This is a genomic window from Nocardia sp. NPDC051929, from assembly GCF_044548645.1.
In the GTDB taxonomy this organism is placed as follows: domain Bacteria; phylum Actinomycetota; class Actinomycetes; order Mycobacteriales; family Mycobacteriaceae; genus Nocardia; species Nocardia sichangensis.
Map to the genome: position 1 here is coordinate 150,999 of NZ_JBIUCG010000006.1, position 14,740 is coordinate 165,738.

The 14,740-nt window shown below is 64.1% G+C and carries 16 protein-coding genes and 2 pseudogenes; 10 read left to right on the forward strand and 8 right to left on the reverse strand.

The genetic code is table 11. The annotated features are described in order from the left end of the window. Positions 1-5 precede the first annotated feature (5 nt). Both ACIHAX_RS09745 and ACIHAX_RS09750 read right to left on the reverse strand, forming a co-directional pair. A pseudogene (locus ACIHAX_RS09745) lies at positions 6-461 on the reverse strand (SRPBCC family protein); the annotation flags it as partial. Between the two features lie 180 nt (positions 462-641). Next, positions 642-818: a hypothetical protein gene (locus tag ACIHAX_RS09750; protein WP_364431516.1), complete on the reverse strand. Its 177-nt coding sequence runs from the start codon at positions 816-818 to the stop codon at positions 642-644. Positions 819-1,343: 525 nt separating this feature from the next. Between ACIHAX_RS09750 and ACIHAX_RS09755 the strand changes: the two genes are divergently transcribed. Further along, entirely contained in the window at positions 1,344-2,018 is a 675-nt protein-coding gene (locus ACIHAX_RS09755; RefSeq protein WP_364431519.1) for a hypothetical protein, read from the forward strand. An 85-nt stretch (positions 2,019-2,103) separates the two neighbouring features. Here ACIHAX_RS09755 and ACIHAX_RS09760 read toward each other — a convergent pair whose 3' ends face one another. Next, positions 2,104-2,463, reverse strand: coding sequence for an Rv2640c family ArsR-like transcriptional regulator (locus ACIHAX_RS09760; protein ID WP_039800120.1), 360 nt, complete (start codon positions 2,461-2,463; stop codon positions 2,104-2,106). Between the two features lie 98 nt (positions 2,464-2,561). On the opposite strand from ACIHAX_RS09760, the gene ACIHAX_RS09765 reads away from it, so the two are divergent. The 4 genes and pseudogenes from ACIHAX_RS09765 to ACIHAX_RS09780 all read left to right on the forward strand — a co-directional run. Continuing rightward, positions 2,562-3,092: an ArsI/CadI family heavy metal resistance metalloenzyme gene (locus ACIHAX_RS09765; protein WP_397276819.1), complete on the forward strand. Its 531-nt coding sequence runs from the start codon at positions 2,562-2,564 to the stop codon at positions 3,090-3,092. A gap of 63 nt (positions 3,093-3,155) precedes the next feature. Beyond that, the gene (locus ACIHAX_RS09770; protein ID WP_397276821.1) at positions 3,156-3,530 is read left to right on the forward strand and encodes an ArsR/SmtB family transcription factor; all 375 of its coding nucleotides are present in this window, start codon (positions 3,156-3,158) and stop codon (positions 3,528-3,530) included. Next, the gene (locus tag ACIHAX_RS09775) at positions 3,527-4,252 is read left to right on the forward strand and encodes an aquaporin (protein WP_397276823.1); all 726 of its coding nucleotides are present in this window, start codon (positions 3,527-3,529) and stop codon (positions 4,250-4,252) included. The genes ACIHAX_RS09770 and ACIHAX_RS09775 overlap by 4 nt, the downstream gene beginning before the upstream one ends. Before the next feature lie 9 nt (positions 4,253-4,261). Then, positions 4,262-4,414: pseudogene (locus ACIHAX_RS09780) on the forward strand (heat-shock protein HtpX); the annotation flags it as partial. Here the strand turns inward: ACIHAX_RS09780 and ACIHAX_RS09785 are convergent. Then, positions 4,348-4,569: a helix-turn-helix domain-containing protein gene (locus tag ACIHAX_RS09785; protein WP_397276991.1), complete on the reverse strand. Its 222-nt coding sequence runs from the start codon at positions 4,567-4,569 to the stop codon at positions 4,348-4,350. The pseudogene ACIHAX_RS09780 and the gene ACIHAX_RS09785 overlap by 67 nt on opposite strands. A gap of 1,012 nt (positions 4,570-5,581) precedes the next feature. Here ACIHAX_RS09785 and ACIHAX_RS09790 point away from each other — a divergent pair. The 4 genes from ACIHAX_RS09790 to ACIHAX_RS09805 all read left to right on the forward strand — a co-directional run bounded on the left by ACIHAX_RS09790 (position 5,582) and on the right by ACIHAX_RS09805 (position 8,212). Further along, complete coding sequence (locus ACIHAX_RS09790) at positions 5,582-5,896, forward strand: hypothetical protein (RefSeq protein ID WP_397276825.1); 315 nt, start codon at positions 5,582-5,584, stop codon at positions 5,894-5,896. 215 nt (positions 5,897-6,111) lie between these two features. Continuing rightward, positions 6,112-6,384: a hypothetical protein gene (locus tag ACIHAX_RS09795; RefSeq protein ID WP_397276827.1), complete on the forward strand. Its 273-nt coding sequence runs from the start codon at positions 6,112-6,114 to the stop codon at positions 6,382-6,384. A gap of 90 nt (positions 6,385-6,474) precedes the next feature. Continuing rightward, complete coding sequence (locus ACIHAX_RS09800) at positions 6,475-7,005, forward strand: hypothetical protein (RefSeq protein ID WP_397276829.1); 531 nt, start codon at positions 6,475-6,477, stop codon at positions 7,003-7,005. Between the two features lie 58 nt (positions 7,006-7,063). Further along, positions 7,064-8,212, forward strand: a complete 1,149-nt coding sequence (locus ACIHAX_RS09805; RefSeq protein ID WP_397276831.1) for a hypothetical protein — start codon at positions 7,064-7,066, stop codon at positions 8,210-8,212. Between the two features lie 376 nt (positions 8,213-8,588). Here the strand turns inward: ACIHAX_RS09805 and ACIHAX_RS09810 are convergent, their stop codons facing one another. After that, positions 8,589-10,757: a hypothetical protein gene (locus ACIHAX_RS09810; RefSeq protein ID WP_397276833.1), complete on the reverse strand. Its 2,169-nt coding sequence runs from the start codon at positions 10,755-10,757 to the stop codon at positions 8,589-8,591. A 372-nt stretch (positions 10,758-11,129) separates the two neighbouring features. On the opposite strand from ACIHAX_RS09810, the gene ACIHAX_RS09815 reads away from it, so the two are divergent. Beyond that, positions 11,130-11,528, forward strand: a complete 399-nt coding sequence (locus ACIHAX_RS09815; RefSeq protein WP_397276835.1) for a heat-shock protein HtpX — start codon at positions 11,130-11,132, stop codon at positions 11,526-11,528. A gap of 25 nt (positions 11,529-11,553) precedes the next feature. Here the strand turns inward: ACIHAX_RS09815 and ACIHAX_RS09820 are convergent, their stop codons facing one another. The 3 genes from ACIHAX_RS09820 to ACIHAX_RS09830 form a co-directional block, all read right to left on the reverse strand. After that, positions 11,554-12,303, reverse strand: a complete 750-nt coding sequence (locus ACIHAX_RS09820; RefSeq protein ID WP_355077883.1) for a hypothetical protein — start codon at positions 12,301-12,303, stop codon at positions 11,554-11,556. Positions 12,304-12,402: 99 nt separating this feature from the next. Continuing rightward, entirely contained in the window at positions 12,403-13,872 is a 1,470-nt protein-coding gene (locus ACIHAX_RS09825) for a PepSY-associated TM helix domain-containing protein (RefSeq protein WP_397276837.1), read from the reverse strand. Positions 13,873-14,171: 299 nt separating this feature from the next. Further along, complete coding sequence (locus tag ACIHAX_RS09830) at positions 14,172-14,735, reverse strand: hypothetical protein (protein WP_364431538.1); 564 nt, start codon at positions 14,733-14,735, stop codon at positions 14,172-14,174. Positions 14,736-14,740: the final 5 nt, after the last annotated feature.

Genomic DNA, 14,740 nt, shown 5'->3' on the forward strand with positions numbered 1-14,740 from the left:
CCGGCGTCCGGACGCGGGATGTCGCCGCGCCACGCACCGGTCTCGCTGCCCTGATGCTCGATGAAGTGCTTGAAGCGCTCCAGGTCACCGTTCACCCGGTGCTTCAGCACACCGAGCTTGTCGGCGACGTTCTCCACGAACCCTTCCGGGTCGACGTCCATCTGCGTGGTCACCCTGGTGTGGGTGTCGTCGAGCCGATGGAACGTGACGACGCCCGCGTGCTTGGGTCCGCTGTCGGACTTCCAGGCGATGCGTTCGTCGGGATGCTGCTCGGTGATGGTCGCGTCGAACTCCCGCGTCGACGGGCCGACATGGACACGCCAGTGCATATGCCGGTCATCGATCTGCTGTACCGCTTCGACACCCTCCATGAACTGCGGAAACGACTCGAACTGCGTCCACTGGTTGTAGGCGGTGCGAACCGGAACCTCGACGTCCACCGTGGCGGCCATTGTGCTCACTTGCTACCCCTTTCCTCGCCCATCCGCGTCTTTCGCGGGTCGGCGTCTCTCGGTTGACAAGCGCTCCCTTGTGGGGCGACTCGGGACATTGGTCGCTTACCCGGGTCGTTGGGGGGCAAACAGAGCGGAATCCCCGTCACACGTGCCGACCAGCGCCGTCGGACCAGGTCCCAGGCCCGATCAGGCCTTGTTTTCTTCCCGAATCAATTCAGACGAGGACGTCGGCGGCCAACGCGCCCAGCGCGCGTACCGCTGTCGGCTCCAACGAGCCTTCCCGGTGGTCGCGTCCAGCACGGCGAACGCGCCTTCGTCCAGCCGCTCGCCGCGCCAGACCGCGACGGCCTTCGAGTGGGGCAAGATGGCCGGTTCCTCGCGTACTTCTATCCGCCAGCCCGGGCACTGCCAGCTTTGTGTCGGAGGTTCCTGGGTTGCTCTGATCCTCGTTACCGCAGGCAGCCAGCACGCACAGGACGACTGTTCCAGCGAGTACGGACTTCGACTTCATCGAGATGCCCCCTGGTTCACGAAGAGCGGTTCGCGGCCAACGTAACATCTGTCCAGAACAGCCGACAATCGTTCTGGCACAACACAATCGAGGGCTTGCGCGATCGTTCCCGCGGTATTGCCGCCTGGCGTCGGGAAGCGTGGCGGTCGCTGCGACCGCGGTCTTCACCTCCGGCATTTGGTCCTCGACCGCCGGCGAGTCGGCATGCTCCGCCGTTCCGCCACCGACTCGGCCCGCCCGCCCCGGGCGTCTCCGGAACCGACGTGCCGCACATCCCGAGCGTGAGAACCACCCGGAATGTGCGAGGACGGCAGGCCCGCGTGTGGTCAGGGTTGAGGACGAACAGATGCCGGACGATCGAGTGAAGGAGGGTTCGAATGAAGAAGGTCGAGATCTTCGACATGCCCACCCGCAGCGAGAGGCGCGATCCCGAGGCACTGAAGAATCGCATTCAGGGCTCCAACGGCGGCCGGGACGATGCCTACGGCGCGTACCAGCTCGCCTGCCTGATGGCTGCCACCGAGGCGGAAGAGGACGGCAGCGACGACGAGGCGTGTCTCAGCCAATTCGAAGACGCGCTCCCCGGCTGGCTGAGCCGCCTCGGCTTGAAACTGGACGTCCATGCGTACGGCGTGTGCCACATGTCGGACAACGCGGGCGTCGATCGTGGCGACGCGTCGTCGATCTATTGGACGTTGTCGGGGTTCCGCGACCGCTCCCGAATCTACGAGGCCATCGCCTTCCCGTCCGGCACACCCGCGCCCTCCGGTTCGCTGATGGAGCAATACGACGACTGGTCGCAGAACGCCGCCGCGGTAGCGGAAGAGGAATCCAGCGACTCCGCGCGCTTCTCCGCCTTCGTCGACTCGATGACGGAATACCTGAATTCCTCCGGCAAGAAGTTCCCCGGAACGTCCTTCGGCTACTTCAACAGCGCGGGCAGCGAAATCTACACCCCCAGCATGGAAGAAACCGGAATGCTCTGGAGCGTGGCCCCGCTCGGCTCCTTCGACGGTCACATGTACGAATGCGTCACCGCGCTTCCCAAGTAAGTTCAAGATCAACGGCGCATGACTGCGGCATTTCGCGAGTAAGCCGCTCCACCATGTGCCGTTGATCTTGTTGTTCAGAACAGGGTCAGCGGCAGCAGTTGGGGTCGAGGACGAAGCACAGTGCCGCTAGGGCGTCCCGGCGGGCGCGGTGGAAGGTGTTCATGCCGCGCCGTTCGGATTCCACCAGCCCGGCTTTACGGAGCTGGCCGAGGTGATGGCTCACCGTCGACTCCGACAATCCGACCGCCGCGGCGAGATCGCCGCCGTTCTCCTCGTCGGAAGTGCTGGTCAACAGCAGTGACAGCAGCTTCACTCGCGCCGGGTCGGCGATCGCTTTCAACCGCAGCGCCACCGCGAGCGCGGCGTCGTCGTCGATCGGCCCGGCCGCGACCGGCGTGCAGCAGACCGGGGCGGACATGTCGATCACGGGCAGCGTCTTGGGCATGCGGTCGACTCTACCCACTTCATTGACATATGTCGAAAAGGTGGCAGACTCGGCACCGAACCGGTTCTTCGATATATGTCACACAAGTGGAGGTAGTCATGTCCCGCATCCAACTCGCCCTCAACGTCGACGACATCGACCGGGCCGTGCGGTTCTACTCGACCCTGTTCGGCACCGAGCCCGCCAAGCGCAAGCCCGGCTACGCCAACTTCGCCGTCACCGAACCACCGCTGAAACTCGTGCTGATCGAGAACCCCGGCCACGGCGGCAGCGTCAACCACCTCGGCGTCGAGGTCGAGACCTCCGACCAGGTGCACGCCGAGATCGCCCGCCTGTCGGAAGCCGGGTTGTTCACCGAAGAGCAGATCTCCACCACCTGTTGCTTCGCCACGCAGGACAAAGTCTGGGTGACAGCGCCGGACGCCGAACGCTGGGAGGTCTACACCGTGCTGGCCGACAGTGAAACCTTCGGTACGGCACCCGAACTCACCGGTGCGGCCACGCCTTCCGACGCCGAGGCGGTTCAGTCCTGCTGTGGCACGGTCGAGGAAGCCGCCGCCGAAGGTGCGTGCTGCGGCTCGGTCGCCAAGAAGGAGGCAATCGACTCGGGTGCCACCTGCTGCCACTGACCCCGGGCGACGTTAACCCGGTGTTCGCTTGCCTGTGGATTCGATGTACATCAATATCGATCCGTGTCGAAACAGGAGTTACCGCTCGTCGGCGTGACCGCACCATCGTGTGAGGTCACGCCGATGATCCGCCAACCGCTGACCGCCGACGCCGCCATCGAGCTGGCCTGCGTCTTCAAAGCGCTGTCGGACCCGGTCCGTTTGCGGCTGCTGTCGGTGGTCGCCGGCCATGCCGGGCGGGAGGCGTGCGTCTGCGACCTGTCGGAAGGCTTCGACGTCAGCCAGCCGACCATTTCCCATCACTTGAAAGTGTTGCGCGAAGCCGGACTGCTCAGCAGCGAGCGGCGCGGGTCGTGGGTGTACTACCGCATCGAACCCGCCGCGCTGCGGCAGTTGCCCCGCCTGCTCGACATCACCGTCTCGGAAGCGGCGCGATGACCGACCTGGCCCGGCGGCTACTGGCCGAATTCCTCGGCACCGCCCTGCTCGTCGCCGTCGTCGTCGGCTCCGGCATCGCTGCCCGGCAACTGTCGCCCGATGACATCGGCGTGCAGCTACTGGAGAACTCCACCGCCACCGTTCTCGGACTCGCGGTGCTGATCCTGGTCTTCGGGCCGGTGTCGGGCGCGCACTTCAATCCCGTTGTCTCCGTGGTGGACTGGCTACTCGGGCGACGCCGAGGCACCGGCCTTCCCGGCCGAGACCTCCCTGGCTACATCGCCGCCCAAACGACCGGAGCCGTCTTCGGAGCGATCCTCGCCAACATCATGTTCGATCGATCCGCGCTGCAGATCTCCACCCACCATCGCGTTACCACCGGCCATGTAATCGCGGAAGTCGTCGCCACGGCCGGACTGATCGCCGTCGTCTTCGGCCTGGCCCGCAGCGGGCGAGCGGCCCTGTCGGCGGCAGCGGTCGGCGCATACATCGGAGCGGCGTACTGGTTCACCAGTTCCACCTCGTTCGCCAACCCCGCCGTCACCATCGGCCGCGTCTTCTCCGACACCTTCGCCGGAATCGCCCCCGCCTCAGTGCCCGGCTACCTCGCCGCCCAACTCCTCGGCGCACTCATCGGCATGGCCCTCGTCGCCATCCTCTACCCGGCCACCGCCGCCGCCGACAAGGCCGTCATCCCCCGCGACACCATCGACACTCACTGAAAGGCCGCGATGCCAGCCATACCGAGCGTGCTGTTCGTCTGCGTCCACAACGCCGGACGCTCCCAAATGGCCGCCGCCCTGCTCGCCCACCTCGCTCAGGGCGAAGTCGAGGTCCGCTCCGCAGGCTCGGCCCCCGCCGACGCTGCCGCAACCGCAGCGATCAGCGACGGACTAGCTGGCCGGGTACCCCGCTCGACCTTCTGCAACAACGATGACGACACACGCGCCCGCCGTGCCAGCGACACTTGAGTGACACCATGCGTCTTACGCACCTCGGCAATCCGGACACCGATGGCTGTTCTCGACTCGCCGGTCATATGCCCAGCGTCCAACGCTGAGAACCCCACGTCAACCAAACTCGGCAGTGTGCCGATTTTGTGCAAGTTCCGGCGAATAATCTCCGCCACCCTCGATTCAGCCCCGACGCCGGGTGCTGCCGGTTCCTCATCCCGGCCCTGCTGGTCGTCCGATGACGGGCGGCCAGCGGTTGGGCCTCGGCGTCGGTGCACACCAGTGCATCGAGCAGGGGAGACGATTGTGGATTCATCCAAACACGTTGGACACACACCATTGTCGTTGTGCCACTTCTACCGGCACGTGTGTGACCTGCCCGCCGAAGTCCACCCACCGCATCTAGGCCGCATCACGCTACGCGCGGGGCGGGTCTGTGGGTTGATGATGCCTGCGTTCATCGGCTCGGAAGTCAAAGCGTGGATGCACCGCACGGGCCACCCGTCCGGACCGATACTGACGCATCCTCGTTCGCAGCGCTGGACGTTCCTCACCGGGCCGGATCTGCCGGAGGACATTCGATTGTTCGCTGAGATGTCGCGGCTGAACGTTTCCATCCTCCGTGCCGGAGAGATCGCATTGCCCGGTCCCGGACAGCGCCCCGGTCTATTCCGGGCGTGGGTGCAGCCTCCCCAGGATTCCTATCGACCGCCAGGTCGGGTTGTGGTCGAGGCGATCCGGGGATGCGCCGCCCAGCACGCCGGGCAGCGCCGGGCGGTGAGGGCGTATGGCTGACGCCATCACGGCGACGGTGCTTTACGCGTGTAGCCCGGCGTGTCGGCCGTGGATCACTGTCGAGCAGTGCGGTGTGTTCACCTTCGACCAGGGAACTGGTGAGGTGCCCTCGGTGAATTGCTTCGGGCGGATGGGGAAAGTCGTCCACGGCCGCATGGCCGACCACCACTCCCCGAGGGACATCGCACTTGGCGGGCAGAAATGCCCGTGGATCGGTATCCGCGTCGTGTTCCACCGCGCCCAGTACCCAGAACACGCCGCCGAGCCCGCCCCGCCGAGAGTTCAACCGCCGCAGGTGGATCGGTGACCGGGGACCAGGACGTGGAGCGATCCGCCGCCGAACTCGATGTCCTCACCGACGTGATCGGAACTCTGGTAGCCACCACCGCAGACGCAGTGCGGGACGGGATGAGCGACACCACCCGCGTGCGTGTGATGGCGATGGTCGTCTATGAACTGATCAGCAGCGCCCGCACCGCCGCCGGACCGCACACCGGCCGCTTGTACGCCGCACCGCTACTCGACCCGATCATCGACAACGTCCCCGCCGCCGACGACATCACCCTTCTGGACCTGTTGATCCCCGCCATCATCGGCCAGCACCTCAACAACACCTAAACCACCTGGGCCGCCCCGCACGGATAGCCGTCCCCTGGTCCCCCTTTGCACCGCAGGGGACGTAGGCACGTGCTGGGACACATGAGGGGGAGGCTGTGCGGACGGGACTCCGCATCGGTGTGCCCAATCGATCCCGCCGCCAGCCTCCCGCTCTCGAAACCTCCTGCAAAAAGTCATATTCACGACCGGTCAAACCGTTCAACGGAGGCCCTCACATGCAACCCGACCCAAAACTGAACTACTGCCCCGCAGAAATCAGCAGCAACCACCAGCATGCGTCGGGTTCACCCCTGCCGGACGAACCCGACGTGCACCTGATCGTGCGGATGCGTGGCTACCACTTGCATTACGCGGCATGCCTGACTGCGGCTCTGGTGTTCGTGCAAGACGAAGGTATCCACCGACGCACCGACGCCGTATCTGTCGCCAGCGGCAGAACCGATCGGCTGCCCCGGCTGCGATGCGAACGCCTGTATGTCGAGCGCTGATGCGACTCCCGCCTCTCAGCCTGTCGCTTGCCTCAGGCACGCGCAGACGCGAGACTGACCTGTTCGGACCGTGCCAACAAAGAGGTAGCCGTGGAGGATGACGAGCAGATGGCCATGGATCTCGGCGTAGAGATCCATGTAGACGCAAAGCTGGTGCGGCGGCGGCAGGAATGGGCCGCGTGGATAGCACCGGAACGCATGGAATCGCAAATCCGGAAATTCCTCACAGAGACGCTTCCAGATGTGCACCCGGAACAATCACCGTGCCTCTGGTGGGAGCGTCCGTTTCTGTCCCGCATCGAGGAAGCAGCCGACACCGTTTTCCTCGACAAGCGCACCATCCTCTCACCCCAGAATTTCGACACCGTCGACCAGTATGCCCGATTCCTCGGTGAATATTTCGTGCGCCAAGCCGGGGCGCAATGGTTCGACGCGCCTGCTTCCAGTGCCCCGATATACGAAACCATCGGTCCGAGTCTGCGTTTCGACTACACCGATGACGTTTTCAGCGCGCTCTATCTCGTGCAGTGGGCGATCGAGGAAGGCTGCTCGGACGTGACGATGGAAGCTCACAGCATGGGCCTGGACTGGGACGACTGGAAGACCCATTCCCGCCCCTAATGGCTTGTAGCCCAAAATTTTTTTACCTGACTTCTGCTGTACGGGGGGTGGCTGACCGATGTCCGACGATGATGCCAGACGCCGGGAGGAAGACCGCGAGAAATTCCGCCGACAGGAGGCGCAGAGCAAACAGCGCGGCCGGGACAACCCACAGAAAGGGGAGCGGTTTCACCGGGGTATGGCGCAGATGCGCGGTGAGACACGCGAAAACGGGTGGGTTCGCGAGCACAGAGAGTGCACGGCCGAAGGAAACCGCCGTATCGACCAGGCTCGGGTGTACACCGAGCGTGGAGAACGGGCATTTACTGAATACAAGTCCGGCCGCGTCGATGATACGAAAGAGGTACGCAAGCAGCTCGCCATCGACCGGCATCTACTCAAGACGGACAGATATCGCATCGGGGCATGGGTAACGGTCCAGGGTAAGCATATCCCGCAGGAAATCCGAGCTTTGCTCCGGCAGATGGAGCAGGACTTCAAGGACCGATTCCAGCATATAGAGGTATCGCAAGAAATGGCTGTGCAGGCCATAGACTTGGGTAAAAGTCTCGAGATGGTTCAACAGCTAGAATTGCCTGGCGTCGGCGACCAAGCGCGGCAGCAGAAGGCGCAGCAGCTCGAGCAGCGGGTGAAAGCCGCGGAGCTGGTGCAGAGGGCACGCGATCGGGCCGAGAAGTTTCGGAAGATGCAGCGGTTCCGCGAAGCCGCCGCACGTGGCCGCGCGGATGCTCCACAGAGAGTCGAACGCGACCGGCAGGCCCGAGAAGAAGCCGAGCGGACCAGGCAAGCACGCCAAACGCCGGAAACCGGGCGGGCACGGGTTGAGCGTGAGGCCGCCGAATGGGTGGTGCAGGAGTTCCCAATGCCGAGCCAGTATGACGAACGGGTGGCTGTCAACACGGAGGAACAAGCGACCCGAGATGCGGCCGACGCGGCCAGCGTAGAGCGAGAAACGGCCGAAGCTCGTGCGGCAGCGGAGAAGGAACGTGAGGCCGCGTACAAGTCTCTCGACGAGGCGCGAAACGCGGCATTCAAAGAGTTGGACGAGAAGGGCCGTCTATCAGAGGTAGAAAGACTCGTGTGGCTGGGGCAGGCGCATCACCCACAAGCGGCAGTTAGGCAGCCGCCCGGCCACGCACCGAGTGTCGTGCGTGGCGGAACCGGGCACGGGCAGGACCGCACACGCGGAATAGCCCGCGACCGATAGCCACTCGCTCCACCGGCTCACGTGTGGTCGGTCCTCGGTGGGCTTGGTGGGTCGCACGATGGGTTGTGCGGCAGCAGTGCCACGCCCTTTGCGTCCGCTTGTCCTAGCGTGCGCGGAAGCAATCGCGGGTTAGTGGGGTGCGAGACGTTCTCCGTTTTAGTAGCACAGTGCAAGAAGTTGGGCAGCGGCGGAAAGCGCTCCTTTGGCCTCTGCGTGTAACCATGTCACCGGCCTGGCTGGCAAATTCAGTTGATGTCTATTAGGTACCGGTCCATACGTGCGCTTGCTCTGCGACCATAGATCTCCCGACTGGCACGGAATGAGGATCGAATTCGTTGGGCACACGGTGCAACGCAACCTCTAAAGCGATTAATCGCTAGACTCGTTGCCACTGTCGCCCGATAGCTTGGACCCTTCGCGCGATTGCAGCGCTCGGCATCGAACACCTGTAGCCGTTCGTCGATTTTTCGACAGCGCAAATTCTCGATGACGTCAAGAACTCCAGGCCATCGAGGACCTCTTCTTCACTAGCATGAAGCCGATGACGACGGAGCTCTCGCCGAATACTAATCGTATCGAGCCACCCATCCTCATGAAAAGGATTCAAAGCTTCCTCCTCAAGAACCCGCACGAGCATCTGCTCCAGCTCACAACGGCGCGCCTCTCTCATCCATAGTTTCAATAGCGCTTCCTGACGCTCTCCGCATTTGAGATTTGGATCTATGAGTGGAGCAAGTTGGTCTAGTGTCAGAGGAGAAACGGACTGGCGACGAACGGCTTCCGCAAGGAGCGGCGCCAATATTGCGGAAATTTTGGGATCCTTATCCGCTGCCTCCAGCAGCCTTCGATCGAATCCTGGTCCGATGAGCAGTGTAAACGCAGCGCCCTCTTTTTCCCGATGTTCCGGAAGGGCAAGAAGGTTGGCAGACTCTTCGGATACGCTACCCTTGGCGGAGCTTTTTGTCTCAAGCGCAAGTTTGCGCGACTTTACTCCGATTTCCGTGTAGACGATCCCATCTGCCCTACCAGGCGCGCCGAGGTGGGTGCTGGGCATCCCGAGGTAATTAAACGCCGCCACCGCCGCATACTCGAAACGCGCAAAATTTTCCCTGCTATCACGACTGGCAGCCTCAAGCTCGTCGGCGATGTCCTGGGCCTCAACCATCGCAGGCGAAGCCGTTGCCATAAGGCTAACGATATCACTAGCGATAGGGTCGGTAATCAGACTGTCAGCGGTATCCGCCCTAGGCTGGCTCGTCGCCGCTTCGCCCCCTCCCTCAGTAACGATGGGCTCTGTGATATCTGAACTAGCTGGTTGCCGAATATCCGATGAGTGAGTAGGATCTTGACAGCGGATGGTTGTCCGAAAGAGACGGCCTAATGGTGTTGCTCGATAATCCATCCTTGCCAGCTTCTCGACTAATCCGCAAGCAATCAATATTGTTATCCGACTCCCGACCAAAGTGCGATCGACCCCGCGGCCATCAGGGTGGTATCTATTACTTTGTTTTGCGAGTTCCTTCGGGTTGTGTCCTATATCGGGGTTATCCAGTTCATGAAGCAGCTCGCCGAAATACCACACGTTGGAATGGGCGATCCTAGCGAGATCTAATGGGTCACCGCTTGCCAGCCAGGATTTGGCAGCGGGTGTAATCGAGTGCGATTTAGAGGAGGATCTCGCGATCACCCCAAGAGATCTGAGGCTGATCAGAACCGATTCGGCAGAGTCGGCATTTATGCCGAATTCTCTTGCGCAGAATTCTGTCAATGCGGCCGTCTCTACAGTGGGGTCCGCGCGCTTTGCAAGCGTCGCTATTATTTCCAACTTCCCTTTCTCGCCACTGCCCCTGGGAATATAGAGTTGGCGAGAGCGTCGAGCCAGCCTCTCATCCGTCATTTGCTTCAGTAGTTGCGCAACAGCCGGTGACGGGTCGCTGATTGATAATGAAGGAACTCTTTCGCTTTCTGTCGGCGATCCGTTCTCAACTCTTTCCAGGACGCGTTTACCGGATTCTGTTAGATATAAGCGACCGCCGTAGAAATCAACCATTCCAAGCAATCTCAGCCATGTTGTTCTATTGCGAATTTGAGTGACAGTTCTCCACTTCAACCTGTACTGCGCGTCAGCTATTTTCCAGAGCTCTTCGTGAGTTGTCGGACCATTTTCTGAAAGGACCGACAGTAGCTCGCCGATGAATCTGATGTTCCCGTGGAATACGGCTGCAAGGTATTCGTTGTCTCCTGACGCCAGCCAGTGCTCACCCTCTTTTGTGAGCTTGACAACACTCTTGCTGACGGATATCAGGCCACTTCGGGATATCGTCTTGGACGCATCGCCAACCGTTGTGTACTCACCATCCGCTGGCCATGCGATTTGGGTCCGGATATCACTCTCCACGCTCAGTGCGGCCAGTAGTGACTTCAGGAGATCCAGCCACTTCGCGTAGGATCCGGGAAATAGTGGCAACCCCCCTGCTGCGCGATCGACCCAGGGACGTACCTGGACCTTTGCACTGGGCGCTGACGCGGAGGCCTTCTCTTGCATGATGGCCACTTTAGTAGGCATCCTCAGATTTGTTCGTAGATTTCTCGCCGAGAATGCACTAGAGATTGCGACCTAGGCGTACCGAATGGTTTGAAATGCGTACCTAGAAGACGCAACTGTAGTGGCAGCCTGGCGACCGGGTGTTGTACGTGACGACGGGGCCAGGTCGGCTGTACCTTTTGATCCGTTCAGGACGGCGGTGCTGCTCCGGACTTCTCTTGGGAGAGTTCAAGGGTCCGTAGTTCCTTGGTGCGCGGCCCCGGTCCGCGGCGGGTAGGGTCTCCGAACCGGAGCCGCTGTGACACAACTCGCTCTTCCCTGTAAAAGCCTGGTCAACGGCGAGGGTCTGGACTATTCGCCCAGGTCAGCTCATTGCCCCCGGAAGAGCGAGTTGATCGTGCTGAAGTACATGATCGCCGCGCTCGAGACGAAATCGAGGTCCGCTCCGCAGGCTCGGCCCCCGCCGACGAGATCAACCCTGTCGTCGCCGAAGTCATGAACGAGATCGGCATAGACCTCACCGACCGGAAGCCGAAGATCCTGACGCCCGAAGCTGTCGAAGCCTCCGACGTCGTCATCACCATGGGCTGCGGCGACGCATGCCCCTACTACCCCGGAACACGCTATCTCGATTGGAAGCTCGACGATCCCGCCGGACAAGACCGCGCCACCGTCCGCGCGATCCGCACCGAGATAAAACGGCACGTCCGCGACCTGCTCGCCGAAATCGGTCTTCGGATAACGGATGAAGCGGGGCCCGGCATCGAGTGACACGCCCTCGATGCCGGGCCGGAGATCACTTCAGCGGAGCCGGCATGGGTGCGTTGATCGTGGAGAAGTACATGATCGCCGCGCCGATGGCGACGGGGGCCGTCACCAGGATCTGGCCCGCGACCGTGCCGAGGGCGCCGACGGCGACGATGCCGCCGAGGCAGCCGACGGCGGCGGCCGGTATGAACGGGCCGAACATGCCGACGATGGTGGCGGCGGCGACGGTCGCTCCGGCGATGCCGCCGAGCACGCAGCCCACCGCCGCGCCGCCGATGCCGCCGACCAGGGTGCCGATGGTGGCGCCCATGGAGATGGTGCTGGTCATCCGGGACCAGGCCGCCTGCTCACGGTCGTACTCCGTCTTCCACGGCGCCTTGTCCTCGAACGGCAGGGCGACCGGCTTGTAGACCGCGTGTGCCAGGTCGAACTGGGGGGTCAGCGTCGCGGTGCGGTCGGAAATCTCCGCGGCGATGGGGAATTCGAACTCGTCGACCAGGAAGGTCAACGGCGTGCCCGCGACGACGGTGCCGTCGGCGGCCTTCACCTTCAGCACCTGGTCCTCGACCACAAGCGAGCCGGAATCGATGCTGATGATGCTGGCGGTCTCGGTGGCGTGGGCGGTGAAACCGACGGCCTCGGCGGCCTCCGTGGATGTGGCCTCGACGGACGCGCTGTCCACCGCAGCGACCTCGGGGGCGGCGGAACTCGTGCCCGCGGCGATGCTCACGGCAGCGGTGGTGAACGCGGCGGCCAGGGCTAGTTTCGTGATCTGCATGGGAAATCCTCGGTTTCGAAGGCATGGCGAAGCGACGGCCATACCCGTGACGTTTCGGTAGGTCGTTGGGGTGACGGGCCTTCGCCCGCGAATGTGTGGTTAAGCGGCGGCGCGCATCCGTCCGGCGAGGCCGAGCAGCACGTCGATCGCGAGGAAGGCGAGCAGGCTCAACCCGTCCAGCGGGACGAACCAGCCGACCACCAGCACGGCGGTCACCAGCGGCACGACCAGCCAGAGCGAGGTCTTGCCCAACGCGCCGCGTCGCGGGGCGCGGCCCAGCACGAACCGCCCCGTATCGCGGGTCGGCCGCCTGCGCCACCACATCAGGTAGCCGCGCACGATCACGGTGATCAGGCCGATCATCGCCGCGAGCAGCAACAACTGATTGAGCAACCCGAACATCAGCCCCATGTGGAACTGGATGCCCCAGTTGGTGAGCTTGGCCATCAGCGGCCAGTCGGCGTACGGCAGACGGTCGGTGACCGCGCCGGTCGCGCCGTCGACGGCCACGGAGTCGACGGTGTAGGTGCCGGGCATCCGGCGTTCCTTCACCGCGAACGCCTTGCCCGGCGCGGCCGGTACGGCGATCTCGGCCGGCTGCGTGATGCCTTCGGCGCGGGCGGTCGCGTAGACCCGATCCAGCTGGGCGATCCGCTCGGCCGGAGCGGCGGGCGCGTGGTCGGCGTGCCCGCCGCCGTGGTGATCGGAACCCGAATCATGGCTCGAGGCAGCGGTTCCGGGCAGCGCGGTGCTGACCGCGGGTGTGGTCCAGCTGAGCTGCTCACGCAGTTCGGTGACGTTCGCACCCGCGTAGGTCGACCAGGTCATGCCGGTCGCCGACAGCAGCAGCGCCAGGGGAAGCACCCACATTCCGACCGCCCCGTGCCAGTTCAGGGTGCGGCCTCGCGCGCGCTGCGACCGATCGGCCGCGAACAGCCAGCCCCAGCCGTTGCGGGCCCGTCGGCTGCGCACCCGGCGCACCCAGATGACCAGCCCGGCCAGCGCGACGATCCACAGCCAGGACGCGGCGAGCTCGCTGTAGAGCCGGCCGGGTTCGCCGAGGTGCAGGTCCCGGTGCAACCGATCGATCCAGGTGCGCATCGGCAGCGCACCCGAGCTGCCGTATACGACGGAATCGCCCACCGGCTGCGCGGTGTACGGGTTCACGAACACCGCCCGCCGCTCGGATTCCCCCAGCGACGGGTCGCTGAACAGCACCCGGGTGGTGTCTTCGGCGCCCCCCGCCGGGGCGACGGCGACGAGCTGGAGATCCGGCCGCGTGGCGACGGCCGCGCCGACTTGCTCCGACAGCGGCTTCGGCGTTCCGGTCGCGGTGACCGTCAGCAGGTCGCGCGACCCGATCGACTCGAGCGTCGGGGATATCGCGTAGAGCGCGCCGGTGACGGCGGCGATGAGGATGAACGGCCCGACGAACACTCCCGCGTAGAAGTGCAGCCGCATGGCCAGCGCGTACAAACTGTTACGCGCGGTGGCCCGGCGTGGGCCGGAGGAATCCGACGGCTCCGATAAGTCGGCGTCGGAAATAGTTTCTGTTGTACTCACGATCATTTCGTTTCTGACGGCGGAACCCGGGTGGGACGCAACCTTTTCTGACGGCCGTGGGCACGCGACCGCCGCGGCGACCGTCCTGCGCGGACAGCCGTCGCGGAATCATTTGCGGACGCGTCCATTCGACGGAAGCGCGATCTCGGAACCGCACGGAAGGAAGGTGTGCGATTCGGTGAACGGCGTCGCGTCGGCACGCTCAGGAGTGGGCACGAGAGTGCGCCGCGACGCTGCGCTGCACGAGGAAAGACCGTGACGATGAGCGATACTCACGCCACGCGTGCACCGGGTGTGGAAAGAATTCAGAGAACGACCGCGAGCGGCGGAGCGCGTGTGCGCAGCGCCTCGGTGGCGAAAACACGCAGGACGACCCGGTCACGATGGGCCGTCCGCAAAGGAGCGCGGTCCGCGACGACGGGCGGGGTGTGCCGCACCGGCAGCACCCGGCGCAGCACCGCGGTGCCGATCCGGTAGGCGGCCTCCGCCCCCCGGATCACGATGGCCGCCGCGAATGCCGCGCACACGTGCGCGGCCAGCATGGCCGGGGTCAGCTGGGCATCACCGTGATGCAGGTGTCCCGAGCTGATCCCCATGGTGAAGTGCCCGAGCAACTGCCCGGCGACCAGCGCCGCGACCAGCCCGGTCGACGTCTCGCGCAGCGGGGCCAGGCCCGCGACCAGCGCGCCGATCACGGCGGACGCGGCGGCGAGCAGGGCCAGCGCGGTGGTGTCCGGCAGCATGCCGCCGGAAGCCCAGCCGTGCGCCGCGACGGAAATGGCCCCCGAGATCGCACCGGCCGAGCCACCGCGCACCCGCGCGACGGCGCCGCGACGTCCCGCGGCAGACCGGTCGAACTCGTAACTCACCCGCT